The sequence below is a fragment of the Agromyces sp. Marseille-Q5079 genome (genome assembly GCF_051016555.1).
In the GTDB taxonomy this organism is placed as follows: domain Bacteria; phylum Actinomycetota; class Actinomycetes; order Actinomycetales; family Microbacteriaceae; genus Agromyces.
The window spans coordinates 163,716-186,668 of record NZ_JBPEJF010000002.1 but is presented as its reverse complement, the minus strand read 5'-3'; the positions used below and the strand labels follow the sequence as shown (position 1 = coordinate 186,668).

Below are 22,953 nucleotides of genomic sequence, written 5' to 3'. Positions count from 1 at the left end.
GGTCAGTCGTCGAGGATGACGGATCGGGTGAGGTTGCGCGGCGCGTCGGGGTCGAGGCCGCGCGCCACGGCCCGGGCGAGGGCCACTCGCTGGGCGCGTACGAGCTCGGCCATCGGGTCGAGCGTGCCGGCCTCGAAGTGGGCGCCCGTCGCCAGGACGTCGTCGGCCAGGCCGACCGGGGCCTCGCCGAACTGCCAGGTGACCCGGCCCGGGGCGGCGATCGCGATCGGGCCGTGGCGGTACTCCATCGACGGGTAGGACTCGGTCCACGACTGCGACGCCTCGCGCATCTTCAGTGCGGCCTCGTGCGCGAGGCCGACGGACCAGCCCTGCCCGAGGAACGAGTACTGCTCGGCGTCGACGAGGACCGGGTCGAGGGCCTCGGCGATGGCGGTCTCGGCATCGGCCACCGTGCGGCCGAGGTCCTCGCCGAGCGAGGCGCGGAAGAGGGCGAGCGCGGTCGTGGCGAAGCGGGTCTGCACGACCGACTGCTCGTCGGCGAAGGGGAGCGTGATCGCCTCGTCGACGAGGCCGACCAGCGGCGAGTCCGCGTCGCCGATGACGCCGATGGTGCGCACGCGGCCCTTGAGTCGCTCGGCCACCTGGAGCACCTCGGTCGTCGTGCCCGAGCGGGTGAGCGCGACGACGGCGTCGTAGCCGCGGTCGACGAAGGCCTCGGAGGCCGTGAACGCGTCGGTCTCGCCGTGGCCGCCCGATTCGCGGAGCCAGGCGTAGGACTGCGCCATGAACCACGAGGTGCCGCATCCGATGACCGCGATGCGCTCGCCGCGGGCCGGAAGGGCCGCCTGCTCGTCGGTGAGGCCGGCCGCTCGCGCCCAGGTCTGCGGCTGGGATTCGAGCTCGGCCGCCATATGCGCTGCAGCGGGGTGGATCGGCGTCGATGTCACGTGTACGGCTCCTGACGGGGTGGTTGGCTGACGGATGCATCAGCGTGATCGTTCAATGATTGCAGATGACCGTATCTGCTGTCGAACGATCATATCAATGCGGCTTTCCGGCGTACCCGAATCTGCCGGCCGAGTTTGTGAGGTTTCTGAACAAATTCGATAACGATCAATCACGAGGTCTTGACGGACCGTCGGCGCGCGTCGTAGGTTCTCGACACGGACTGAACGAACCTGCTCGTTTATTCCGAGAAACGTTCAGGAAACAGCATCCGTACCCGCTGCGCGATGCTCGATCCGACGTACGCGCCGTCGCGTGAGCAGTTCCTGCGCGGTGCACCATCCACCAGAGTGAGGAATCCATCCATGAAGAAGTCACTGCGCTTCGGCACGGCGTTCGCGATCGCGGCCGTCGCCTCGATGACACTCGCATCCTGCGGCTTCGGCGGCGGCGACGGCGACGACAGCGCCTCCGGCAAGACGACGCTGAACATGCTCGTCCCGAGCTACTCCGATGCGACCCAGGGCCTCTGGGAAGACGTCATCACCGGATTCGAGGACGCGAACCCCGACATCGACGTCGAGCTCGAGGTCCAGTCGTGGGACAACCTCGACAGCGTCATCGCCACGAAGATCCAGGGCGGCGAGGCGCCAGACATCTTCAACGGCGGCGCGTTCGCCGGGTACGCGGCCGATGAGCTGCTGTACCCCGCCGAAGACGTCGTGTCGTCCGAGACGTTCTCCGACTTCCAGGACTCGTTCATCGCGAACGCCGAGGTCGACGGCACGGCGTACGCCCTGCCGCTCATCGCATCGGCCCGTGCGCTCTTCGTGAACAACGCCCTGCTCGAGCAGGCGGGCGTCGCGGCCCCCACCACGTGGGACGAGCTGCTCGACGCGGCGACGAAGGTCTCGGCGCTCGGCGACGGCGTCGCCGGCTACGGCATGCCGCTCGGATCCGAGGAGGCCCAGGCCGAGGCGGCCGTGTGGCTCTGGGGCGGCGGCGGCACGTTCGGCGACGCCGACGCGATCACGGTCGACGACCCGGCGAACCTGCCCGGTGCCGAGCAGATCAAGAAGATGATCGACGCGGGCGCCACGCAGGCCGACCCGGGCTCGACCGACCGCTCGCCGCTCATGGACATCTTCATCCAGGGCAAGATCGGCATGCAGGTCGGCCTTCCGCCGACCGTCGGCCAGATCGCGGACGGCAACCCCGACCTCGACTACTCGATCGTGCCGATCCCGACCCAGGACGGCAGCGCGATGACCGTCGGCGTCATGGACCAGCTCATGGCCTTCCAGAACGACGGTGACAAGCAGGAGGCGATCACCAAGTTCTTCGACTACTACTACACGTCCGACGTGTACGTGCCGTGGGTGCAGGCCGAGGGCTTCCTCCCGGTCACCAAGTCGGGTGCCGAGGCGCTCTCGGGCGAGGAGACCCTCAAGCCGTTCCTCGACGTCCTTCCCGACGCGCAGTTCTACCCGAGCACCAACCCCAAGTGGTCCGCCACGGATGCCGCGTTCAAGGCGCTCTTCGGCCAGCTCCAGACGAAGCCGGCCCAGGAGGTCCTGACCGAGATCCAGGCCCAGGCCGACGCCGGCTGAGCCTGAACGCCTGAACCGACTGCACGAGCACGACCCGGAGGGATCGGTGACCACCGACTCATGAGCACCACGTCAGATGTGTCATCGACCCGGGCGGGGGCGGCCGACGGCCGCCCCCGCGCCGGGGCGTCGGCGGCCGGTTCGCCCGACGCGCAACCACCCAAGCGGAGGCGCGGCCGCGACCTGCTCCACTCGCTCCCGTGGATCGGGCCCGCCCTGATCCTCATCTTCGGCGTGGTGCTGTACCCCGCCGTCGTCATGTTCTACAACTCGACGCGCGACATCTCGATCTCCGGGGTCGACAAGGGCTCGGCCGGCATCGCCAACTACGTCGAGGTCTTCTCGTTCCCCTACTTCTGGCCGATCTTCGGCCGCACGATCGTCTGGGTCGTCGTGGTCGTCGCCGCGACCGTGCTCATCTCGCTCGGACTCGCCCAGATCCTGAACAAGGCGTTCCCCGGGCGGCGCATCGTGCGCCTCGCGGTGATCATCCCGTGGGCGGCATCCGTCGTCATGACGACGATGGTCGTCTACTACGGGCTCGAGCCCTACTTCGGCATCATCAACAAGTTCCTCGTCGACGTCGGGCTCGTCGACACCCCCGAGGGCTACGGCTGGACGCGCAATCCGACCACCGCCTTCGCCTGGTCGATCGTCGTCGCGATCTTCGTCTCGCTGCCGTTCACGACGTACACGATCCTGGCCGGCCTGCAGACCGTGCCCGGCGAGGTGCTCGAGGCCGCCAAGATGGACGGCGCCGGACCCGTGCGCACCTACTGGGGCGTCGTGCTGCCGCAGCTCCGCGGCGCCATCGCGGTCGCCGTGCTCATCAACATCATCAACGTCTTCAACTCGCTGCCGATCCTGAAGGTGATGACCGGGTCGATCCCCGGCTACGACGCCGACACGATCATGACGATGATCTTCAAGTACATCCAGAACCAGCACAAGGTCGATGTCGCGAGCGCCCTCTCGGTCGTCGCGTTCGTCATCGTCATCGTGATCGTCGCCGTCTACGTGCGCGTGGTCAAGCCCATGAAGGAGGTCTGATCGTGGCCGTCACCGCACCCGCGTTCGAGACGATCGACCCGCCCGCGGCATCCGCTCGGAAGCGCCGCTACACCGAGGACCAGGTGCCGCTCGGCAAGGTGGTGCTGCGCATGGCCGCCGGGCTCATCGTGCTCCTGATCTTCGTGCTGCCGTACACGATCATGTTCTTCGGCTCCGTGAAGACGAAGTCGCAGATCCGCTCGGTGGAACCCACCTACTTCCCCACGGAGTGGCATTGGGAGAACTACATCAACATGTGGTCCACCCCTGAGACGCCGCTGCCGCAGAACCTCATCTCGACGATCGTCATCGCGGTCTTCGCGACGCTCCTCGTGCTGCTCGTCGCGATGCCCGCGGCGTACTACACGGCGAGGTTCCTGTTCCCGGGCCGCATGGTCTTCCTCTTCCTCGTCATCGTGACGCAGATGCTCCAGCCCGCCGTGCTGACCTCCGGCCTGTTCCGGCAGTTCGTCGCGCTCGACCTCATCGACACGTGGGCCGCGATGATCCTCATCAACGCCGCGTTCAACCTCTCCTTCGCCGTGTGGATCATGCACTCCTTCTTCGCCGGCATCCCGAAGGAGGTCGACGAGGCCGCCCAGATCGACGGGGCGAGCCGGCTCACGGTGCTGTTCAGGATCAGCCTGCCGCTCGTCTGGCCCGGCATCGTCACCGCGATCGTGTTCACGTTCGTCGCGTGCTGGAACGAGTTCGCGGCCTCGCTCGTGATCCTCTCGACCGCCGGCAACCAGCCGCTCTCGGTCGCACTCACGAAGTTCGTCGGGCAGTACGAGACGAGCTGGCACTACGTGTTCGGCGTCTCGATCGTGGCGATCGTGCCCGTCGTCATCCTGTTCATGATCATCGAGAAGCGCCTCGTCGGCGGCCTCACGGCCGGCAGCGTGAAGTAGCGCCGGCGCACGCACCGAGCGGATGCCGCGGGCCGGCCCCGCGGCATCCGCTCGCCTCCGCGACTGCACCGCGCCCCCTACATCCGCGCTCCCGGCCCGCACCCTCTCCGCCGCCCGCCCTTGCGGTCCGCCCCTCGCCCCCGCACCCTCCCCGCCGCCCGCAGACATCCGAACGCTGCTCAGGCAGAATTCGTGCGAATCGGCCTGAGCAGCGTGCGATCTCCTGACGAGCGGATGTCGCGCGCATCGTGCAGCCCGATCGCGACGGCCAAGCGGATCTGGAGCTCGATCTCCTCCCAGCGGTAGAGCACCTGCTGGTAGTCGAATCGCAGGACGGTGAACCCCATCAAGGCGAGCCGCCGATCGTGTGCGATGTCTCGTCGCCGACTCGCGGCATCCTGATGGAACTCGAACCCGTCGATCTGGATCACGAGGTGCGATCCGATCAGTCCGTCGACGGCATGTCCCAGAAGCCGGACCTGCTGGCGCACCGGCAGCCCGATGCGTCGGAGCCGCGCGAACGCGATCGACTCGAGGCCCGAGTCCGAGAGCTGCGAGGCGCCGTCGCGCACGCGTCGTGCCGCGGCATGCCGCAGCGGCAGGCGTGCGAGATATCGGGCGTCGACCGCTCGTCGTCGGAGCGCGGACTCCCAGGTCGCGAGCGCGTGGTCGAGCGGGCGGCATTCGGCGACGTGCACGAGTGCGTCCACCACCGGTTCCACGAGCTCGAAGCGGTGGGTGCCGAGCGGGCCGGCGTTCCAATGGACATGGGCGCCGGCGGCGTCGAACCGCGAGGCCCCATGGGCGACGGCGACGTGCGGCCGGTCATCGTCGATGGTCCACAGGCCGTGGAGGCGAGCTGCGCTCACGCACGCCGCACGTCCGTTGATCGACGCCGCCATGCGCAGCAGCGGCGGCGCGCTCGACGTGGCGAGCCAGACGCGTCGCAGGCGCTGCACGGAACCTGCGGCGACCGCGGTGCGGATGGCGTACCTGGTGTGGCCCGCGTGCAGTGCCTGCTGGACGTGCCGGATGCCGCCCTCGGCATCGAGCCACTCCGTCAGAGATGTGCGCATCGAGCGAGTCTTGCGCCCGGCATCCGCTCGACGACCACCGGCGCACCTGCGCGAATGCAGATGCCGCGTCCGCGGCCCTGGGGAGGAGGGGTCGCCGACGACCGGGCCGTCGCGCGCTTCTCAGGCAATCGTGCGCTGCTCAGGCCGTTCCGCGTGGGATGTGCCTGAGCTGCGCGCGAGTGCCTGAGCTGCGCACGATTGCCTGAGCTGAGTGCGAGTGCGAGAGCGAGCCGCGACGCGCCGGTCAGTCCACCCAGGGCACCCCGCCGACCCGGCGGAAGCTGACGCCGAGCACGTCGAGGTGGGTGCCGAGCGCCGCGAGGCGGGCGTGGAAGTCGTCGACGTCGCGCGCACCGCCCTCGACGACGGGCGGGGCCGAGGCCAGGGCGTCGGCGGAGGGCGCCGGCGACCAGGCGATCTCCGCGACGGCGGCGAGGCGCGGGAAGACCATGAACTCGAGGTGGGGCGCCGTGCCGATGGTCTCCGTCCAGACGGGCGCCTCGACGCCGAGGATGTCGCCCTCGGCGAGGCCTGGGACGATCGCGGTGGGCTCCCACCCGTACGCCTCCTCGAGGGTCGTCGGCCCGTCGGCCCAGAGCTGGCCGACCTTGCCGCCGAGCGGGCCCTCGGGGTCGTCGGGGTACTTCATGTCGAGGTAGGCGACATCCGCGGGGGAGAGGATGACGCGTCCGCCCTGCTCGACGAACGAGGTCGTCAGCTCGGCGGCATCCTCGCGCGGGGCGACGAAGTCCCAGTACTGGCCGACGGTGCCGGCGGGCAGGTCGCGCGACGCGCCCATCTCGTGCCAGCCGATGAGGGTCTTGCCGGTGGCCGCGCCGGCGGCGGTGATGCGCCGCACGAGGTCGAGGTAGTCGGCCTCGGACGTGGCGAGCGACTCGTCGCCGCCGACGTGCAGCCACGGGCCGGGCGTCATCTCGGCGAGCTCGCCGAGCACGTCGGCGAGGAACCGGTCGGTGGCCTCGGCGCGATCGGGCGAGGCGCAGAGCGAGGAGAAGCCGACCTCGACGCCCTCGTACGCCTTCGGCGCGACGCCGTCGCAGTTCAGTTCGGGGTAGGCGTGCAGTGCGGCATTCGTGTGGCCGGGCAGGTCGACCTCGGGCACGACGGTCACGAAGCGCTCGGCCGCGTACTCGACGATGCGCCGGTAGTCCTCCTTCGAGTAGAAGCCGCCGCCGTCGCCGCCGGCCGAGGTCGCCGCGCCCGCGCCGGTGAGCTCGGGCCACGAGTCGATGCGGATGCGCCAGCCCTGGTCGTCGGTGAGGTGCAGGTGCAGCACGTTGAGCTTCAACAGCGCGATGCGGTCGATGTGCCTCAGCACGTCCTCGACGGGGAAGAAGTGGCGCGCCACGTCGAGCATCGACCCGCGGTAGGCGAAGCGGGGCGCGTCGGCGACGGAAGCCGCGGGCACCGTCCATCCACCGGCGGGCGTCTTCGAGGCATCCGTTCGCTCGATCTCGGCGGGCAGCAGCTGGCGCAGCGACTGCGTCGCGAGGAACAGGCCGGCGGCGGTGTCGGCCGCCAGGCGCACGCCGTCTCGCCCGGACTCGAGCGTGTAGCCTTCGGCGGCGCCGTCGGGTGCCTCGCCGTCGGCGACGACGAAGGCGATGTCGGATGCCGCGGCCTCGTCGCCCTCGAACCCGTCGACCACGGGCAGCTCGAAGCCCGTCGAGGTGCGCGCGAGCGCGGCGAACGTCTCGGCGACGGCTGCGGCGCCGTCGCCGTTGGCGACGAGCCGGCTGGACTCCTCGAGGGTGAAGGGCGCGGCGCCCTCGGGGTAGGCGGCGCTGACGGGCGCGGGGACGATGCCGGTCACGGCGTCTCCGTTCTGGGCTGGTGCGGGCGCGGTGCACGCGGTGAGGGTGGTGGCGATCGCGATCGCCGCGAGTCCGATGGCGGCGGCGGTGCGGGTTCGGCGTGGCATGCGTCCTCGGATGGTCCGACCGCCGGAATGCGAAGGATTCCTAACAGAGCGGTGCGCCTCCCATCCTGCCACCTGGCGAGGCCCGGCGACAGGGGCAGAGCCCGGCTCCGTGGACGGTTGCGACGAGCCGACCCGCCCGCGCGCGGCATCCGTTGCTATGCTTGCGGGGTCGCGACTGGCGTTGAGATGGATTCCCATCGGGGAGCGACTGGCAGGTATCGACCGCACGCCTGGGCCGGTACGGAAGCTTCGTCGCGCGAGTCGCACGAGGCAGAACCCTCGTTTGGTCCGTACCGTCACTGAAGGAGCCAGTCTTGGCCGAGTCCGTTTTCAACGCCCCCCTGTCCGAGGTCGATCCCGAGATCGCCGAGGTGCTCGTGCTCGAGCTCGGTCGCCAGCGCGACTACCTCGAGATGATCGCGAGCGAGAACTTCGTCCCCGTGTCCGTGCTGCAGTCGCAGGGCTCGGTGCTCACGAACAAGTACGCCGAGGGCTACCCCGGCCGCCGCTACTACGGCGGCTGCGAGTTCGTCGACGTCGCCGAGTCGCTCGCCATCGCGCGCGCGAAGAGCCTCTTCGGCGCCGAGTACGCCAACGTGCAGCCCCACTCGGGCGCCACCGCCAACGCCGCCGTGCTCAGCGCGATCGCGACGCCCGGCGACACCATCCTCGGCCTCGAGCTCGCCCACGGCGGCCACCTCACGCACGGCATGAAGCTGAACTTCTCGGGCAAGCTCTACAACGCCGTCTCCTACGGCGTCGACCCCGAGACCTTCCTCGTCGACATGGACGTGGTGCGCGACAAGGCCCTCGAGCACAAGCCGCAGGTCATCATCGCCGGCTGGTCGGCGTACCCCCGTCACCTCGACTTCGCCGCGTTCCGGGCGATCGCCGACGAGGTCGGCGCGAAGCTCTGGGTCGACATGGCGCACTTCGCCGGCCTCGTCGCCGCGGGCCTGCACCCGAGCCCGGTGCCGTACGCCGACGTGGTGTCGAGCACCGTGCACAAGACGATCGGCGGCCCGCGCTCGGGCTTCATTCTCTCGCGCGACACCGAGCTCGCGAAGAAGCTCAACTCCAACGTGTTCCCCGGCCAGCAGGGCGGCCCGCTCATGCACGTGATCGCGGCGAAGGCCACGGCGTTCAAGATCGCGGCGTCCGAGGAGTTCAAGGACCGTCAGGCGCGCACCATCCGCGGCGCCCAGATCCTGGCCGACCGCCTCACCGCCGACGACTCGCGTGCCGCGGGCATCGACGTGCTCACGGGTGGCACCGACGTGCACCTCGTGCTCGCCGACCTCCGCAACTCGAAGATCGACGGCCAGCAGGCCGAAGACCTGCTCCACGAGGCGCGCATCACCGTGAACCGCAACTCGGTGCCGTTCGACCCGCGCCCGCCGATGGTCACCTCGGGCCTGCGCATCGGCACCCCGGCGCTCGCGACCCGCGGCTTCGGCGACGCCGAGTTCACGCAGGTCGCCGACATCATCGCGCTCGCGCTCCAGGGCGAGGCGGATGTCGCGGAGCTCCGCGCGCGCGTCGAGGCCCTCACCGCGGCGTTCCCGCTCTACCCGGGCCTCGCCCAGTAGGCCGCCGATGACCGCCATCACCCTCGACGGGGTCGCCACGGCGTCCGCCGTCAAGTCCGAGCTCGCCGCGCGCATCGCCGCGCTGCGGGCGGCGGGCGTGGTGCCCGGGCTCGGCACGCTGCTCGTCGGCGACGACCCCGGCTCGCGTTCGTACGTCGCCGGCAAGCACCGCGACTGCGCCGAGGTCGGCATCGAGTCGATCCGCGTCGACCTCCCGGCCACGGCCACCCCGGCCGACGTCCGGGCGGCGATCGCCGACCTGAACGCGGCATCCGAGGTCACCGGCTACATCGTGCAGCTCCCGCTGCCGTCGGGGCACGACGAGAACGCCATGCTCGAGCTCATCGACCCCGACAAGGACGCCGACGGGCTGCACCCGACCAACCTCGGGCGCCTCGTGCTCGGCGTCGGCGGCGAGCTCGCCTCGCCGCTGCCGTGCACGCCCGCGGGCATCGTCGAGATGCTGCAGCGCTACGACGTGCCGATCTCGGGCCGTCACGTCACGGTCATCGGCCGCGGCATCACGGTCGGGCGCCCGCTCGGCCTCCTGCTCACCCGCAAGGGCCTCGACGCGACGGTCACGCTCACGCACTCGCGCACGGTCGACCTGGCCGCCGAGGTGCGGCGGGCCGACATCGTCGTGGCCGCCGTGGGCGTGCCGCACCTCGTGAAGCCCGACTGGGTCAAGCCGGGCGCGGCCGTGCTCGACGTGGGCATCACGCGCGTGCTCGACGAGACGACGGGCAAGGGTCGTCTCACGGGCGACGTCGACCCCGCGGTCGCCGAGATCGCCGGCCACCTCTCGCCGAACCCCGGCGGCGTCGGTCCGATGACCCGCGCGATGCTCCTCGCGAACGTCGTCAAGGCGGCCGAGCTGCGGCTGGCGCGCTAGCCGGCCCGACTCGCACACGAACGGCGGATGCCGCAGGCCTCGGCCCGCGGCATCCGCCGTTCGACGTGGTGGTCGTGGTCAGAGGCCCACCGATGACGCCTCGGCGAGCTTCTCGGCTCCCTCGGTGAACACCTTGCCGAGCTCCGAGTCGCCGAGACGGGCCCCGATGTTCGCGAACACGAGGGCGCCGACGGTGCGGCCGACGCTCACCTCGAGGTCGTCCCACTGCGGGCGCGGACGCGGCCCCGGCCACTTGCGCGGCCACGGCGTGCCGCACCAGTCGTCGATGAACTCCGTCACGAAGCCCGACGACGACTCGCCGCGGACCTCGGCGTCGATCGCGAGCGCGGCGACATGGCTCGCGGCCTCGGCCGCGGCGAACCCGACCTCGGCGATGGGCGGCAGCGGCTGCGGGTTCAGGGCGACCGCGTCGATGCGGGAGCGGAAGGCGCCCGCGGGCAGGTGGGTGTGCGGGATGATCGCATCCCACGCGGCCGGAGGGATCCGGCCCAGGTTGATGAGGAGATCGACGGCGCGCATTTCTGGCCTCCAGAGAGAGTGATCGTTGGTGCTCTCGGTCTACGCGCCGGGCACGATCGAGCCCAGCGGGCTGTCCCGGACCCCGGCCTCCGGAGAGGCACTGAGGGGTCGCCGTATCAGCGGATCGCGCCCGGCGCGTCACGGTGGCGCGCGTCGTCTCCCGGTCGCCGGCCGTTCACCGCCCGATCATCCCGCGGCAAGGCGTCGCCCGTAGCGTCGCAGCATGCTCGATGACGGGCGGCCTTTCGGCCGCGCCATGCACCCCGCCCCGCAGGTGATCGCGGTGATCCCCGCGCGGGGCGGCTCGAAGGGCCTGCCCGGCAAGAACCTCGCCGAGGTCGGCGGGGTCCCGCTCGTGACGCGCGCGGTGCGCGTCGCGAACGCCGCCCGCCATATCGACGCCGTGCTCGTCTCGACCGACGACGACCGAATCGCCGACGCCGCCAGGGCCGCGGGAGCGGGCGTCGTCAGGCGTCCCGACGAGTTCGCCACGGACACGGCGACCTCCGAGTCGGCGCTCCTGCACGCGGTGCACAGCGTCGCCGCCCACACCGGCGTCCGGCCCGAGGTGCTCGTGTTCCTGCAGGCGACCTCGCCGTTCATCGACCGCGCGGCGCTCGATCGGGCGGTCGAGCGCGTGCTCGACGGCCGGGACGACGTCGTGTTCTCGGCCGTGCCGAGCCACGTGTTCCTCTGGAGCGAGACGGGCGAGAACGCCGTCGGCGTCAACCACGAGGCATCCGCCCGCCCGCGCCGCCAGGATCGCACGCCCGAGTTCGCCGAGACCGGTGCCTTCTACGTCATGCGCGTCGACGGGTTCGTGCAGGCGAGCCACCGCTTCTTCGGCCGCATCGGCATCGAGCGGGTGCATCCCGACCACGCGATCGAGGTCGACGACGCCGCGGACCTCGCCCGCGCCGTGCTCCTCGCCCCGTCGATCGACGCGACCGGCGACCCGCGGCACCGGCATCCGATCATCGACGTCGACGCGCTCGTCACCGACTTCGACGGCGTGCACACCGACGACACGGCCTGGGTCGACACGCTCGGCCGGGAGTCGGTGCGGGTCAGCCGCGCCGACGGTGCCGGCGTCGCGCGGCTGCGGGCGGCGGGCCTTCCGGTGCTGATCCTCAGCGCCGAGGCGAACCCCGTCGTCGCGCGTCGCGCCGAGAAGCTCGGCGTCGAATGCCTGCACGGCGTCGATGCGAAGGGCGAGGCGCTCGCCGACTGGGCCGCGAGCCGCGGCATCCGCCTCGAACGCATCGCGTACGTCGGCAACGACCGCAACGACCTGCCGGCACTCGAGCTGGTCGGATGGCCGATCGCGGTGCGCGACGCCGTGCCCGACGTGCTCGTCGCCGCGAGGCACGTGCTCGATCGCACGGGCGGCCACGGTGCCGTGCGCGAGATCGCCGACCTCATCCTCACCTCACGGGAACTCGCCGCCCGGCGGGCAGACCACCGCGAACACGCCACCGCGCGATGACGAAGGAGCACCACATGTCGGTACGCATCGGACACTCGTTGATCGGCCCGGGTCAGCCCGTCTACGTGATCGGCGAGATCGGGCTGAACCACAACGGCGACGTCGAGATCGCCAAGCGCCTCATCGACGTCGCCGTCGAGTCCGGCGCCCAGGCCGTGAAGTTCCAGAAGCGCACGCCCGAGATCGCGACCCCCGAGCACATGCGCGACGTCGAGCGCGAGACCCCGTGGGGCACGATGACCTACCTCGAGTACCGGCACCGCGTCGAGTTCGGCGAGGCCGAGTACCTCGAGATCGCGTCGTACGCGATGCGCGCGGGCCTCGACTGGTTCGCGTCCCCGTGGGACGTGCCGTCGGTCGAGTTCCTCGAACGCCTCGACGTGGTCGCCCACAAGGTCGCGTCGGCCTCCCTCACCGACCTCGAACTGCTCGACGCGCTCGCCGCGACCGGCAAGCCGATCATCCTCTCGACCGGCATGTCCACGATCGAGGAGATCGACCGGGCCGTCGACCGCCTCGGCACCGACCGCCTCGTGCTCATGCACGCCACCTCGAGCTACCCGATGCCCGTCGAGGAGGCGAACCTCCGCATGATCGACACCCTCCACTCGCGGTACCCGGGCGTGCCGATCGGCTACTCCGGCCACGAGCGCGGGCTGCAGATCTCGCTCGCGGCCGTCGCGCTCGGCGCGGTCGCCGTCGAACGCCACATCACGCTCGACCGCGCCATGTGGGGTTCCGACCAGGCGGCCTCGCTCGAGCCGCAGGGGTTCGAGCACCTCGTGCGCGACATCCGCATCATCGGCGATGCCATGGGCGACGGCGTGAAGCGCGTGTTCCCCGGCGAGGAGGCGCCGCGCGCGAAGCTGCGCCGGGTCCCCGCGTGATGTTCGCCCCGAGGCCGGCGACGGATGCCGCGAGCCGACGCCTGCTCGTCGTGGCCGACTCCGACTCGTACGTGAAGTGGGGTGCGGCGCTCGCCTCGAAGCTCGCGAAGCCCTGGCACGTCGAGCTCGTGGTGCTCGCCTCGCCCGTGCAGCCGAGCCCGACGCAACTCGGGCACGCGCTCGCCGGCACGGGGTTCTCGCCGAGTCGTACGCGCGTGCTGCACCTCGACGACCTCGACGGGCTGCTCGACGTGTTCGATCCGCACGCGGTGCTGCTCTCGCTGCGCGGCCCGTTCGTGCGCGTCGTCGCCCCGCGCATCGAGCGCCGGCCGAACCGGCCGGTGCTCGTGAGCGGGTTCCCGGGCCTCACGATCCCGGCGGTGCCCAAGGCCGTGATCTACCGCGAGCAGACCGACCTGATCGTGCTGCACAGCCGCCGCGAGGTGCGCGAATTCCGGGCGAACGCCGCCGAGCTCGGGTTCGGCACGACGTTCGCGCTCGCGACGCTGCCGTTCCTCGGCTCCCCGCGCGAGCGCGACGCGGCGGCCGATCGCACGGACGTCGTCTTCGCCACGCAGGCGAAGGTGCCGACGGAGCGCGACGAGCGCGTGCACCTGCTCTCGGCCTTCGCCGAGCTCGCCCGACGCGAGCCCGACCGGCGCGTGGTCGTGAAGGTCCGCGCGCGTCGCGGCGAGGCGCAGACGCACGCCGAGACCTTCGACTACGCCGACCTCGTGCCCGAGGTCGACGCGCCTGCGAACCTCGTGATCGAGGACGGTCCGATGGCCGAGCGGCTCGAACGGGCGGGCGCCCTCGTGACCGTGAGCTCGACCGCGGCGCTCGAGTCGATCGCGCTCGGCATCCCGACGCTGCTCGTCGACGACTACGGCGTCTCGCCCGCCATGATCAACACGGTCTTCGAGGGATCGGGCCTGTTCGGCTCCACGGGCGACCTCGTCGCCGGGCGGTTCAGGACCGCGGATGCCGCGTGGCTCGCCGACAACTACTTCCACGCCGCGCAGGCCGACGACTGGGTCCGCCGGCTCGAGTCCTTCGTCGAGGCGCGGGGGGTCGTGCCGCTCCGGCGCCTCGTGCGTCGTCGCGACCTGTCGGGCGGCAGGCTGCGCGTCGCCTTCGAGCGGCGGCGGATGCTGGGCGAGCACGATCGGAGCCTGCTCGGCGCGCTCGCGTGGGGCGTTGGCGTCCCGGCGCGCGGCGTCGTCCGTCGACTGCGGAGGGTTCGCCGCCGACTGGCGGGCGCTCCCGCAGCGTTCGTGGCCCCGGTGCGCCGAACCGCGGTCGACGCGTCAGTCGACGGGGGCGGTGTGCAGGGCGACGTGACCGAGGTAGGCCTGCGCGTTCCGGTGCAGTGACGCCCGCTCGTCGTCGGTGAGCTCGCGGCGGACCTTGGCCGGAACGCCCGCGACGAGCGAGCCGGGCGGCACGACCGTGCCCTCGAGCACGACCGCGCCGGCGGCGACGAGCGAACCGGCGCCGATCACCGCGCCGTTCAGCACGGTCGCGCTCATGCCGATGAGGCAGCCGTCTTCGATCGTGCAGCCGTGCAGCACGGCCCCGTGCCCCACCGAGACGTCGGCGCCGATCGTGAGCGGGTAGCCGCGGTCGACGTGGCAGACGACGGTGTCCTGCAGGTTGGAGCGCTCGCCGAGCACGATCGGCTCGGTCTCGGCGCGCAGCACGGCGTTGTACCAGACGCTCGACTCGGCAGCCAGGCGCACATCGCCGACGATGACGGCTCCGGCTGCGACGAACGCCGACGGATCGAGGTCGGGGGCGGGCACATCGGCGATCGTGAGCACGCGGGAGGACGGATCGGCAGTCATGCCGACAGCCTATGCGGATGGATCGGGGTGCGCCCCGGGCGCTCGTAGGATCGGAGGATGCCGACCGATGCGATCCCCACCGAGTCCGTGTCCGCCGCCGCGACGCCCGTCCCGAGGCATCCCGCCGTCGACGCCGTCGTCGACGCGCTCGCCGCGAAGGGCGTCGAGCCCCGCGTGGTGTGGTTCGACGACGCCGTGACCACCGCGCAGCTCGCGGCCGACGCGCTCGGCGTCGAGGTGGGGCAGATCGCGAACTCGCTCCTGTTCACGCTCGACGGCGAACCGATCCTCGTGCTGACCTCCGGGGCGCACCGCGTCGACACCGAATGGCTCGGCCGGCGCCTCGGCGGCGAGATCGGCCGTGCGTCGAAGGAGACCGTGAAGACCGCCACCGGTCAGGTCATCGGCGGCGTCGCCCCGGTGGGGCATCCGGCGCCGGTGCGCACGTTCGTCGACATCGACCTCGAGCGCTACGACGAGGTGTGGGCCGCCGCAGGCCACGCGAAGACCGTGTTCCCCACCACCTTCGACGAGCTCGTCCGCATCACGGGCGGCACGCCGCATCCGGTCGAGGCGCCGAAGGCGGCCACGCCGTGACGGCCGGCGAGGTGGCCTGGCCGCGCCTCGCCGGGCCGCTCGAGCTCCGACCTCCGACGCGCGACGACCTCGAGCGCGCGCTTGAGTGGCGCAACGAGCCCGAGGTCACGCGCTGGCTGCTGCGCACCACGGTCGACCCCGAGGCGTACGTGACGGCGTGGCTCGAGAGCATCGACGATCCCGACCAGCACGCGGTGCTCGCCGCCGTCGACGGCGCGATCATCGGCACCGGGTCGCTCGACGTGAGCGACGGCATGGGACAGTTCGGCGGTGACGCCTGGCGCAGGTCCGAGGGGTTGCTCGGGTACCTGATCGATCCGGCGCACGCCGGGAAGGGCTACGCCACCGACATCGCCCGTGCCCTGCTCGACCTCGCGTTCACCGAACTCGGGCTGCACCGGGTCACCGCCGGATGCTTCACCGACAACCGCGCATCGTGGCGGGTCATGGAGAAGGTCGGCATGCGCCGCGAGCAGCACGGCGTGCGGGACTCGTGGCACGCCGAGCTCGGCTGGGTCGACGGTTTCACCTACGCGATCCTCGCCGAGGAGTGGCGCGCCACGAGCTGAGCCGGGCCCGGTCGATCGGCTCGCTCAGGCGTCGCGGCGTGCGCCCTCGCTCGGCCGGACCACGAACGTCGTGGGCGCCCGATAGCCCTGCTCGGCGAACGCCGCGCGCACCTCGCGCTCGATCACCGGGACGAGTGCGTCGATGACGAGCGCGATCGCGGAGCCGCCGAAGCCGCCGCCGGTCATGCGTGCGCCGATCGCGCCGTGCGCCTGCGCGGTGCTCACGGCCAGGTCGATCTCGGGCACGGTGATCTCGAAGTCGTCGCGCATCGAGACGTGCGAGGCGTCGAGGAGCGGTCCGATGGCGCCTGCGCCGTGTTCGCGGAGCGTGCGCACGGTGTCGAGGACGCGCTGGTTCTCGGACACGATGTGTCGCACGCGTCGGAAGGTCTCCTCGTCGAGCACGGTGGCGGCCCGGTCGAGGTCACCCACGTGCACGTCGCGCAGCGACTCGACGCCGAGCGTCTTCGCGCCGGATTCGCAGGACGCGCGCCTGGCCGCGTATCCGCCGGTGGCGTGCGCGTGCGTGACGTTCGTGTCGATGACGAGGATGGAGAGGCCGTCGGCGACGAGCCCGAGCGGGATCACCTCGGCATCGAGGCTGCGGCAGTCGAGGAACACGGCCGCGTCGGCGTGCGAGAGGAGCGAGGCCGACTGGTCGAGGATGCCGGTCGGCGCCCCGACGACGCGGTTCTCGGCGAGCTGGCCGACCTTCGCGAGGGTGGGGCGGTCGAGTCCGAGGTTCCAGTGGTCGTCGAGGGCGAGCGCGATCGAGCTCTCGATCGCGGCCGACGAGGACAACCCGGCGCCGACGGGCACCGAGCTCGAGATGTGCAGGTCGACGCCGGGCACCGTGGAGAGGTCGGCGCCGAACTGCCCGAGCGCCCAGGCGACGCCGAGCGGATAGGCCGACCATCCGTCGAGCGACTCGGGTGTCAGGTCGTCGAGGTGGATCTCGACGGCCTCGGGGGTGAAGGTGGAGGAGACGCGGACGACCCGGTCGTCGCGCGCACCGAGCGCGACCACCGCGCGCTGGTCGATCGCGAACGGGAAGACGAACCCGTCGTTGTAGTCGGTGTGCTCGCCGATGAGGTTCACGCGCCCGGGCGCCGACCAGACGCCGACCGGGGCGCGCCCGTAGCGCTCGCTGAAGCCTGCGGCGGTCTCGTCGATGGGCGTGGCCTCGGTCATGCTCGGGTTCCTTCGGTGGTGGTGGTGGCGGCATCGGCATCGGCGTCGGCGATGGCGCTCCGCAGGGCCTCGGCCGCGGCCTCGGGGGTGACGTCGCCGATCCAGGCGCCCTTGGCGGCCTCGGAGCCGGCGAGGTACTTGAGCTTGTCGGCCGCGCGGCGGGGGCTCGTGAGCTGCAGCATGAGGCGCACGTCGTCGCGGTGCTCGTGCACCGGTGCCTGGTGCCACGCGGCGATGTACGGCGTGGGGGTGTCGTAGAGCCGGTCGACGCCCCGCAGCAGTCGCAGGTACAGGCCGGCGAGCTCGTCGCGCTCGGCGAGCGTCGTCGCGGCGAAGTCGGGCACGTGACGGTGGGGGAGCAGGTGGATCTCGATGGGCCAGCGGGCGGCGAACGGCACGAACGCAGTCCAGTGCTCGCCGGAGATGAGCACGCGCGGGCCGTTGCGCTCGCGCTCGAGGATGTCGGCCATGAGACCGGGACCGTAGTCGTCGATGGCCGCGAGCAGGCGCTCGGTGCGCGGGGTCACATAGGGGTAGGAGTAGATCTGCCCGTGCGGATGCGGCAGCGTGACGCCGATCTCGCGCCCGCGGTTCTCGAACGGGAAGACCTCCTCGACGCCCGGCAGCGCCGAGAGGGCGGCCGTGCGATGCGCCCACGCCTCGATGACTGTGCGGGCTCGCGAGCGGCTCAGCGATCCGAACGAGCCCTCGTGCGCCGGGCTGAAGCAGACGACCTCGCACCGACCGACCGAGCTGCGCGTGCGTTCGAGGCCGATGCGGCGGAGGTCGGCGAGCGTCTCGGCGCTCGACGCGTGGGGGTCGGCCAGCTCGGGGCCGAACGAGGGGGAGCGGTTCTCGAACACGGCGACGTCGTAGACGCTCGGGATCTCGGAGGGGTTGTCGGCCGTCTGCGGCGCGAGCGGGTCGAGGTGCGCGGGCGGCAGGAAGACGCGGTTCTGGCGGGCTGCGGCGATCGAGATCCACTCGCCGGTGAGCGGGTCCTGGCGCATGTGCGCGTTCGCCGGCCTGGGGTCGAGGGCGCGCTCGTCGACCGCGCGCTCCGGGGGGAGCGCCGTGTCGGCGTCGTCGAAGTAGATGAGGTCGCGTCCGTCGGCCAGCTTGGCCTCGCGGACCGCGATGCGGGCGTCGGAGACGGGTTCGGTGTCGTGCACGCGGCAACCCTACGCGCTTTTCGTTTTGCAAACAACCAGGGTTTCGTATTGCAAAATCTGCATCGGTCGTTCAGGATTCGACCATGACGGATGCCGCACTTCCCGCGCCCGAGCGCCGCGAACGGGCCCTCGCCCTCGTCGCCGAACGCGGATTCGTGCGCGTGGCCGAACTCAGCGGCGTGTTCGGCGTGACCACCGTGACCGCACGCGCCGACCTCGACGCGCTCGAGCGGCAGGGGTCGATCCGGCGCGTGCACGGCGGTGCGGTGCCGGCCGCATCGCACATCGAGGCCGAGCGCCCCGAACGTGAACCGAGCTTCGAGGAGGCGCTCGCGGCATCCGTCGAACCGAAGCGCCTCATCGGTCGGGAGGCGGCATCCCTCGTCCGCAGCGGCCAGAGCGTCATCCTCGACGTCGGCACCACGACCCTGCAGATCGCCCGCGCGCTGCGCGCCCGCGACGACCTCGACGACCTCACCGTCTTCACCAACGGACTCTCGATCGCCCTCGAACTCGAACCCGAGATCCCTCGGTTCACCGTGATCGTGACGGGCGGCAGCCTGCGGCCCAAGCAGCATTCGCTCGTGCATCCGCTCGCCGGCTCCATGCTCGACGAGGTTCATGTCGACCTCGCGTTCATCGGCTGCAACGGCGTCGACCCCGTGCACGGCGTCACGAACGCGAACCTGCCCGAGGCCTCGGTGAAGACGCTCATGCTCAAGGCGTCGGCGCGCTCGATCGTGGTCGCCGACGGGTCGAAGCTCGGCGAGGTCCACCTCGGCAGGATCGCCGCGGTCGACGCCTTCGACACCCTGATCACGGATGCCGCCGCGCCGCCCGCGCTCCTCGAGGAACTGCGCGAGGCCGGGCTCGCGACCCTGCTGGCACGAGACCCTAGAGTGGAGGCATGACGCTTCCCACGGGCGAGCAGTTCGTGCTCGAGACCTCGACCGCGAGCGGTGACCTCAGCGCGACCATCACCGCCGTCGCCGCGGGCATTCGCACCCTCACCCTCAACGGCATCGACCTGGTGCCGCCCTTCGCCGAAGACGTCCCCCCGCCGAGCGGTGCGGGCATCGTGCTCGCGCCGTGGCCGAACCGCATCCGCGACGGCGTGTGGACCAACGACGGCGTCGAGCACCGCCTGGCGATCACCGAGCCCAAGCTGAACAACGCCATCCACGGGCTGCTCCGCTACACCGAGTACCGGGTCGTCGACCAGCAGCGCGACTCGGTCACGCTCGCCGCGACGATCTACCCGCAGCTCGGCTACCCGTACCTGCTCGAGACGGCCGTGCACTACGAGCTCGTGTCCGACGGCCTGCGCGTCACGCACCACTTCGAGAACCAGGGCGGCGAGGCGGCGCCGGTCGCCGTCGGCACGCATCCGTACCTCAAGATCGGCGACGTGCCCACCGGCGAGCTGACGCTGAGGCTCCACGCGGCGAGTCACATCGAGGTCGACGAGCGGCTGCTGCCGACCGGCGAGATCCCCGTCGACGGCACCGAATGGGACCTTCGCGAGGGCCGCAGGGTCGCCGATCTCGTGCTCGACGACGCGTTCGGCGAGGTCGAGAGCCGAGACGGCGAGGTGCTGCACTCGCTCACCGCGCCCGACGGACGCAGCATCTCGGTCTGGGCCGACGACGAGTTCGAGTACGTGCAGGTCTACACGAGCCGCAACTTCCCGGGCGAAGAGGTCGCCATCGCGATCGAGCCCATGACCGCGCCGGCCGAGGCGTTCAACTCCGGCCGCGGGCTGCGCTGGCTCGACCCGGGCGAGGCCTGGGAGCTCTCATGGGGCATCCGCTTCGAGGGGTTCACCGCCGAGTAGAGGACGCGGCGAGCCGGCCCGCGCGCCGAGCGAGCCGGCCCGCGCGCCGATCGAGCCGACGCGGTCAGCCGGCCGCGCAGCTGCCCGATTCGACCTGTGCGTCGAGCGACGAGACGTCGCCTGCGAAGGCGGTCAGCGTCGAAACCGGGATCGCGAAGCCGACGTTCTCGACGCCGTCGGACTTCGCGAAGACCACGCCGCCCACGGCGCCGTCGCCCGTCAGCACGGGCCCGCCCGAGTTGCCGTGGTCGACGACCGCGGCGAGCGTCATCACGTCGCGCGTCGACGAGCCGCGATCCTCCAGGAACGTGACCGGCCCCTCGGACATGACACTTCCTGGGCGCAGGTCGAGCGGCCCGCCGAACGGGTACCCGGCCACGGCGATCGCCGCGCCTGCGCCGGGGTCGGCCACCGGCAGTGCGGCGGCGTCCAGGTCGTCGACGGCGATCACCGCGAGGTCGAGACCGGCGTCGAAGGCGACGATGCGCCCCGAGCGTGCCTCGTGTCCCGGCGTCTCGACGACCGGCTCGTCGACGCCGGCCACGACGTGGGCATTCGTCACGATGCGGTCGGGTGCGATCACGAATCCGCTGCCCGACATCGAGACGCCGCACTCGAACGCGGTTCCCGTGATGCGCACGACGGATGCCGCGGCCGCCACGATCTCGGGATCGTCGACGTCGCCGACGGGAACCTCGGGAGCCACGTCGGGCACCTCGAGCACGTCGACGAGCCATGGCAGGGCCTCGCCCATGGCCGCGGTGCGCACCTCGGCGAGGAATCGCTGCGCGGGCTCGGGCGTGAGCGCCTCGACCGCCGAGAGCACCCGCGAACCGGCGATCGCCGGGGAGAGCACCGGCACGCCCATCGTCGAGACGCCGGATGCCACGAGCATGACCACGAACACCGTGACGAGGAGGTTGCCCGCGGCGCCGAGCACCCGATCGACGACGCCGAGCTTCACGGCCACCGCGCCGCGCCCGAGGGCTGCGCCGATCGCCCCGCCGATGGATGCGCCGATGCCGATGAGCAGGAGGGCCGCGCCGAGCGCGGCGGGAGCGCGCCACTCCGGCGCCGTGACGAGTCCGGCGACCCACGGCATGACGAAGGCCGCGGCCGTCGCGCCGAGCAGCACGCCGATGAGCCCGGCGGCGGTGCGCAGCAGGCCAGCACGGTAGCCGTTCACGATCGCACCGATGAGCACGAGGATGAGGACGACGTCCAGCACCAGGCTCCAGTCCATCCGGGTGCTCCGTTCGTCGGGTCGAGGTTCGTCGGCGCCAGGCATGGGCGCGACCACCAGCCTGCGGCATCCGCCTCGGAGCCTGCTGCGAGCCCGTCGGCGCGTTCCGTCCGCGGTTCGCGAGTATCCACCAAGCGCGCGGCATCGACCGAGGGCGTGATCGTGGATGCCGCACAATCGAACCGCCCCCGGAGCGAGGGAGAGGCTAGCCTCGACACCAGCCCGGGAACGATCGGGCGTTCACACGATGAGGAGTGACCCATGCGCGTCGGCATGTTCCTGAACTACGCAGGCGGATTCCGCGAGGTGGCCGATGAGGTCGTCGAGCTCGAGCGGGCCGGCGTCGACCTCATCGCGATGCCCGAGGCGTACTCGTTCGACGCGGTCAGCCAGCTCGGGTTCCTCGCGGCGCGCACGTCGACGATCACGCTCGCGTCCGGCATCCTGCAGCTCTACACGCGCACGCCGAGCCTCACGGCGATGACCGCCGCCGGTCTCGACTACGTCAGCGACGGCCGGTTCGAGCTCGGCATCGGGGCCTCCGGCCCGCAGGTCATCGAGGGCTTCCACGGGGTGCGCTACGACGCACCGGTCGGCCGCATCCGGGAGATCATCGACATCTGCCGCATGACGTGGCGTCGTGAGCCCGTCATCCACCAGGGTCGCAACTACCAGATCCCGCTGCCGGCGGGCGAGGGCACCGGGCTCGGCAAGCCGCTGAAGCTGATCAACCACCCGGTGCGCGACCGCATCCCGATCTCGGTCGCGGCCCTCGGGCCCAAGTCGGTCGAGCAGACGGCCGAGATCGCCGACGGCTGGCTGCCGATGTTCTACCACCCCGGGAAGGCGGCGGAGGTCTGGGGCGACGCGCTCGCCGCGGGCACGGCGAAGCGCTCGGCGGAGCTCGGGGCGCTCGACGTGTACGCGAGTCCGGCGCTCGCGATCACCGACGACGCCGAGGCGGTGCTGCCGCTCGTGAAGCCGCAGCTCGCCCTCTACGTCGGCGGCATGGGCGCGCGCGGCAAGAACTTCTACAACGACCTCATCTCGAGCTACGGCTTCGAGGCGGATGCCGCGCGCATCCAGGACCTCTACCTCGAGGGCCGTCGCGACGAGGCGATCGCCGCGGTGCCCGACGACCTCGTCCGGGCGATCTCGCTCATCGGCACGGCCGCAGAGGTCGCCGAGCGCGTCGCCGCGTTCCGCGAGTCCGGCGTGACGACGCTCGCCGTCACGCCGCTCGCGCGCTCGTCGTCCGAGCGGGTCGCGCTCATGGCGGCGTTCCGCGGCATCGTCGGCTGACCGGTCGCGCGGCCGGTCGTCCGCCCGGTCGTCCGCCGGTCGTCCGATGTTCGTGGCGATCGGCCACGCGGGTCGGGAAGGCGTTTCCCGCTGTGCTGCAGCGACAGCGTGATAGCGCTCTCCCTTGTGGCATGAGACAACGGATGTTTCGTTCTGGTCGATTTCACCGAGATTCGCGCGCGAACACTGGTGAAACGGCGCCTCCAGGCGTACCGTGATGCGTATTCGCACGAGGTTGTGCGAACCAAGGGGACACTTGGGGAGGAGCCGCCGGGACGGGAGCGTCCGAACCTCGCCGTGACGGGGCCGGAC

21 protein-coding genes and 1 riboswitch are annotated in these 22,953 nt (G+C 71.4%); of the genes, 13 read left to right on the top strand and 8 right to left on the bottom strand.

Annotated features, from left to right (window positions below):
• Positions 1-2: 2 nt before the first annotated feature.
• Positions 3-872: an SIS domain-containing protein gene (locus ACR3IO_RS04655; protein WP_434070563.1), complete on the bottom strand. Its 870-nt coding sequence runs from the start codon at positions 870-872 to the stop codon at positions 3-5.
• Positions 873-1,271: 399 nt separating this feature from the next.
• Here ACR3IO_RS04655 and ACR3IO_RS04650 point away from each other — a divergent pair, with 399 nt between their 5' ends.
• Genes ACR3IO_RS04650 through ACR3IO_RS04640 form a run of 3 tightly spaced genes read left to right on the top strand, consistent with a single transcriptional unit; the run spans position 1,272 to position 4,477 of the window.
• The gene (locus ACR3IO_RS04650) at positions 1,272-2,516 is read left to right on the top strand and encodes an extracellular solute-binding protein (protein WP_434070006.1); all 1,245 of its coding nucleotides are present in this window, start codon (positions 1,272-1,274) and stop codon (positions 2,514-2,516) included.
• Positions 2,517-2,576: 60 nt separating this feature from the next.
• Positions 2,577-3,566, top strand: coding sequence for a carbohydrate ABC transporter permease (locus tag ACR3IO_RS04645; protein WP_434070005.1), 990 nt, complete (start codon positions 2,577-2,579; stop codon positions 3,564-3,566).
• A gap of 2 nt (positions 3,567-3,568) precedes the next feature.
• A complete protein-coding gene (locus ACR3IO_RS04640) occupies positions 3,569-4,477 on the top strand; it encodes a carbohydrate ABC transporter permease (RefSeq protein ID WP_434070004.1) in 909 nt (302 codons plus the stop codon).
• A gap of 179 nt (positions 4,478-4,656) precedes the next feature.
• On the opposite strand, the gene ACR3IO_RS04635 is transcribed toward ACR3IO_RS04640, so the two are convergent.
• Positions 4,657-5,553 (bottom strand): DUF559 domain-containing protein, encoded by an 897-nt coding sequence (locus ACR3IO_RS04635; RefSeq protein WP_434070003.1) that lies wholly within the window; start codon positions 5,551-5,553, stop codon positions 4,657-4,659.
• Between the two features lie 244 nt (positions 5,554-5,797).
• Positions 5,798-7,495: a family 20 glycosylhydrolase gene (locus ACR3IO_RS04630; RefSeq protein ID WP_434070002.1), complete on the bottom strand. Its 1,698-nt coding sequence runs from the start codon at positions 7,493-7,495 to the stop codon at positions 5,798-5,800.
• Positions 7,496-7,656: 161 nt separating this feature from the next.
• Positions 7,657-7,738: riboswitch (ZMP/ZTP riboswitch) on the top strand.
• A gap of 71 nt (positions 7,739-7,809) precedes the next feature.
• On the opposite strand from ACR3IO_RS04630, the gene glyA reads away from it, so the two are divergent.
• Together glyA and ACR3IO_RS04620 are read left to right on the top strand one after the other, a co-directional pair.
• Positions 7,810-9,084 (top strand): serine hydroxymethyltransferase, encoded by a 1,275-nt coding sequence (gene glyA, locus ACR3IO_RS04625; RefSeq protein WP_434070001.1) that lies wholly within the window; start codon positions 7,810-7,812, stop codon positions 9,082-9,084.
• A 7-nt stretch (positions 9,085-9,091) separates the two neighbouring features.
• Positions 9,092-9,976, top strand: coding sequence for a bifunctional methylenetetrahydrofolate dehydrogenase/methenyltetrahydrofolate cyclohydrolase (locus tag ACR3IO_RS04620; RefSeq protein WP_434070000.1), 885 nt, complete (start codon positions 9,092-9,094; stop codon positions 9,974-9,976).
• Between the two features lie 78 nt (positions 9,977-10,054).
• On the opposite strand, the gene ACR3IO_RS04615 is transcribed toward ACR3IO_RS04620, so the two are convergent.
• The gene (locus tag ACR3IO_RS04615) at positions 10,055-10,516 is read right to left on the bottom strand and encodes a hypothetical protein (RefSeq protein WP_434069999.1); all 462 of its coding nucleotides are present in this window, start codon (positions 10,514-10,516) and stop codon (positions 10,055-10,057) included.
• Positions 10,517-10,739: 223 nt separating this feature from the next.
• Between ACR3IO_RS04615 and ACR3IO_RS04610 the strand changes: the two genes are divergently transcribed.
• The 3 genes from ACR3IO_RS04610 to ACR3IO_RS04600 are packed head-to-tail and all read left to right on the top strand — an operon-like array spanning position 10,740 to position 14,262.
• Complete coding sequence (locus tag ACR3IO_RS04610; RefSeq protein WP_434069998.1) at positions 10,740-12,002, top strand: cytidylyltransferase domain-containing protein; 1,263 nt, start codon at positions 10,740-10,742, stop codon at positions 12,000-12,002.
• Positions 12,003-12,016: 14 nt separating this feature from the next.
• Entirely contained in the window at positions 12,017-12,889 is an 873-nt protein-coding gene (locus ACR3IO_RS04605) for an N-acetylneuraminate synthase family protein (RefSeq protein ID WP_434069997.1), read from the top strand.
• A complete protein-coding gene (locus ACR3IO_RS04600) occupies positions 12,889-14,262 on the top strand; it encodes a DUF6716 putative glycosyltransferase (RefSeq protein ID WP_434070562.1) in 1,374 nt (457 codons plus the stop codon). The genes ACR3IO_RS04605 and ACR3IO_RS04600 overlap by 1 nt, the downstream gene beginning before the upstream one ends.
• Here ACR3IO_RS04600 and ACR3IO_RS04595 read toward each other — a convergent pair.
• Positions 14,197-14,733, bottom strand: a complete 537-nt coding sequence (locus ACR3IO_RS04595; protein WP_434069996.1) for a gamma carbonic anhydrase family protein — start codon at positions 14,731-14,733, stop codon at positions 14,197-14,199. The genes ACR3IO_RS04600 and ACR3IO_RS04595 overlap by 66 nt on opposite strands.
• A 57-nt stretch (positions 14,734-14,790) precedes the next feature.
• On the opposite strand from ACR3IO_RS04595, the gene ACR3IO_RS04590 reads away from it, so the two are divergent.
• Both ACR3IO_RS04590 and ACR3IO_RS04585 read left to right on the top strand, forming a co-directional pair.
• Positions 14,791-15,330 carry a YbaK/EbsC family protein gene (locus ACR3IO_RS04590; protein WP_434069995.1) on the top strand — a complete coding sequence of 180 codons (540 nt, stop codon included), beginning with the start codon at positions 14,791-14,793 and terminating at the stop codon, positions 15,328-15,330.
• On the top strand, positions 15,327-15,899 hold the full coding sequence (locus tag ACR3IO_RS04585) for a GNAT family N-acetyltransferase (protein ID WP_434069994.1): 573 nt from the start codon (positions 15,327-15,329) through the stop codon (positions 15,897-15,899). The genes ACR3IO_RS04590 and ACR3IO_RS04585 overlap by 4 nt, the downstream gene beginning before the upstream one ends.
• Before the next feature lie 24 nt (positions 15,900-15,923).
• On the opposite strand, the gene galK is transcribed toward ACR3IO_RS04585, so the two are convergent.
• Positions 15,924-17,090 carry a galactokinase gene (galK, locus tag ACR3IO_RS04580; protein WP_434069993.1) on the bottom strand — a complete coding sequence of 389 codons (1,167 nt, stop codon included), beginning with the start codon at positions 17,088-17,090 and terminating at the stop codon, positions 15,924-15,926.
• Positions 17,087-18,262 (bottom strand): galactose-1-phosphate uridylyltransferase, encoded by a 1,176-nt coding sequence (gene galT / locus ACR3IO_RS04575; protein WP_434069992.1) that lies wholly within the window; start codon positions 18,260-18,262, stop codon positions 17,087-17,089. Before galT ends, galK begins: the two co-directional genes overlap by 4 nt.
• An 83-nt stretch (positions 18,263-18,345) precedes the next feature.
• Here galT and ACR3IO_RS04570 point away from each other — a divergent pair, with 83 nt between their 5' ends.
• On the top strand, positions 18,346-19,173 hold the full coding sequence (locus ACR3IO_RS04570; protein WP_434069991.1) for a DeoR/GlpR family DNA-binding transcription regulator: 828 nt from the start codon (positions 18,346-18,348) through the stop codon (positions 19,171-19,173).
• Entirely contained in the window at positions 19,170-20,096 is a 927-nt protein-coding gene (locus tag ACR3IO_RS04565) for an aldose 1-epimerase family protein (RefSeq protein ID WP_434069990.1), read from the top strand. Before ACR3IO_RS04570 ends, ACR3IO_RS04565 begins: the two co-directional genes overlap by 4 nt.
• Before the next feature lie 64 nt (positions 20,097-20,160).
• Here the strand turns inward: ACR3IO_RS04565 and ACR3IO_RS04560 are convergent, their stop codons facing one another.
• Positions 20,161-21,339, bottom strand: coding sequence for a MarP family serine protease (locus ACR3IO_RS04560; RefSeq protein WP_434069989.1), 1,179 nt, complete (start codon positions 21,337-21,339; stop codon positions 20,161-20,163).
• A gap of 261 nt (positions 21,340-21,600) precedes the next feature.
• Here ACR3IO_RS04560 and ACR3IO_RS04555 point away from each other — a divergent pair, with 261 nt between their 5' ends.
• Complete coding sequence (locus ACR3IO_RS04555; protein ID WP_434069988.1) at positions 21,601-22,641, top strand: LLM class F420-dependent oxidoreductase; 1,041 nt, start codon at positions 21,601-21,603, stop codon at positions 22,639-22,641.
• Positions 22,642-22,953 lie beyond the last annotated feature (312 nt).

Excerpts from the sequence above, each read along its gene's own strand:
- ACR3IO_RS04605 (WP_434069997.1), top strand. The coding sequence starts at position 12,017 with ATGTCGGTACGCATCGGACACTCGTTGATCGGCCCGGGTCAGCCCGTC.
- ACR3IO_RS04630 (WP_434070002.1), bottom strand. The coding sequence starts at position 7,495 with ATGCCACGCCGAACCCGCACCGCCGCCGCCATCGGACTCGCGGCGATC.
- ACR3IO_RS04655 (WP_434070563.1), bottom strand. The coding sequence starts at position 872 with ATGGCGGCCGAGCTCGAATCCCAGCCGCAGACCTGGGCGCGAGCGGCC.
- galK (WP_434069993.1), bottom strand. The coding sequence starts at position 17,090 with ATGACCGAGGCCACGCCCATCGACGAGACCGCCGCAGGCTTCAGCGAG.
- ACR3IO_RS04635 (WP_434070003.1), bottom strand. The coding sequence starts at position 5,553 with ATGCGCACATCTCTGACGGAGTGGCTCGATGCCGAGGGCGGCATCCGG.
- ACR3IO_RS04620 (WP_434070000.1), top strand. The coding sequence starts at position 9,092 with ATGACCGCCATCACCCTCGACGGGGTCGCCACGGCGTCCGCCGTCAAG.
- ACR3IO_RS04610 (WP_434069998.1), top strand. The coding sequence starts at position 10,740 with ATGCTCGATGACGGGCGGCCTTTCGGCCGCGCCATGCACCCCGCCCCG.
- ACR3IO_RS04555 (WP_434069988.1), top strand. The coding sequence starts at position 21,601 with ATGCGCGTCGGCATGTTCCTGAACTACGCAGGCGGATTCCGCGAGGTG.
- ACR3IO_RS04570 (WP_434069991.1), top strand. The coding sequence starts at position 18,346 with ATGACGGATGCCGCACTTCCCGCGCCCGAGCGCCGCGAACGGGCCCTC.
- ACR3IO_RS04615 (WP_434069999.1), bottom strand. The coding sequence starts at position 10,516 with ATGCGCGCCGTCGATCTCCTCATCAACCTGGGCCGGATCCCTCCGGCC.
- ACR3IO_RS04600 (WP_434070562.1), top strand. The coding sequence starts at position 12,889 with ATGTTCGCCCCGAGGCCGGCGACGGATGCCGCGAGCCGACGCCTGCTC.
- ACR3IO_RS04650 (WP_434070006.1), top strand. The coding sequence starts at position 1,272 with ATGAAGAAGTCACTGCGCTTCGGCACGGCGTTCGCGATCGCGGCCGTC.
- ACR3IO_RS04565 (WP_434069990.1), top strand. The coding sequence starts at position 19,170 with ATGACGCTTCCCACGGGCGAGCAGTTCGTGCTCGAGACCTCGACCGCG.
- ACR3IO_RS04645 (WP_434070005.1), top strand. The coding sequence starts at position 2,577 with ATGAGCACCACGTCAGATGTGTCATCGACCCGGGCGGGGGCGGCCGAC.
- ACR3IO_RS04595 (WP_434069996.1), bottom strand. The coding sequence starts at position 14,733 with ATGACTGCCGATCCGTCCTCCCGCGTGCTCACGATCGCCGATGTGCCC.
- ACR3IO_RS04590 (WP_434069995.1), top strand. The coding sequence starts at position 14,791 with ATGCCGACCGATGCGATCCCCACCGAGTCCGTGTCCGCCGCCGCGACG.
- ACR3IO_RS04560 (WP_434069989.1), bottom strand. The coding sequence starts at position 21,339 with ATGGACTGGAGCCTGGTGCTGGACGTCGTCCTCATCCTCGTGCTCATC.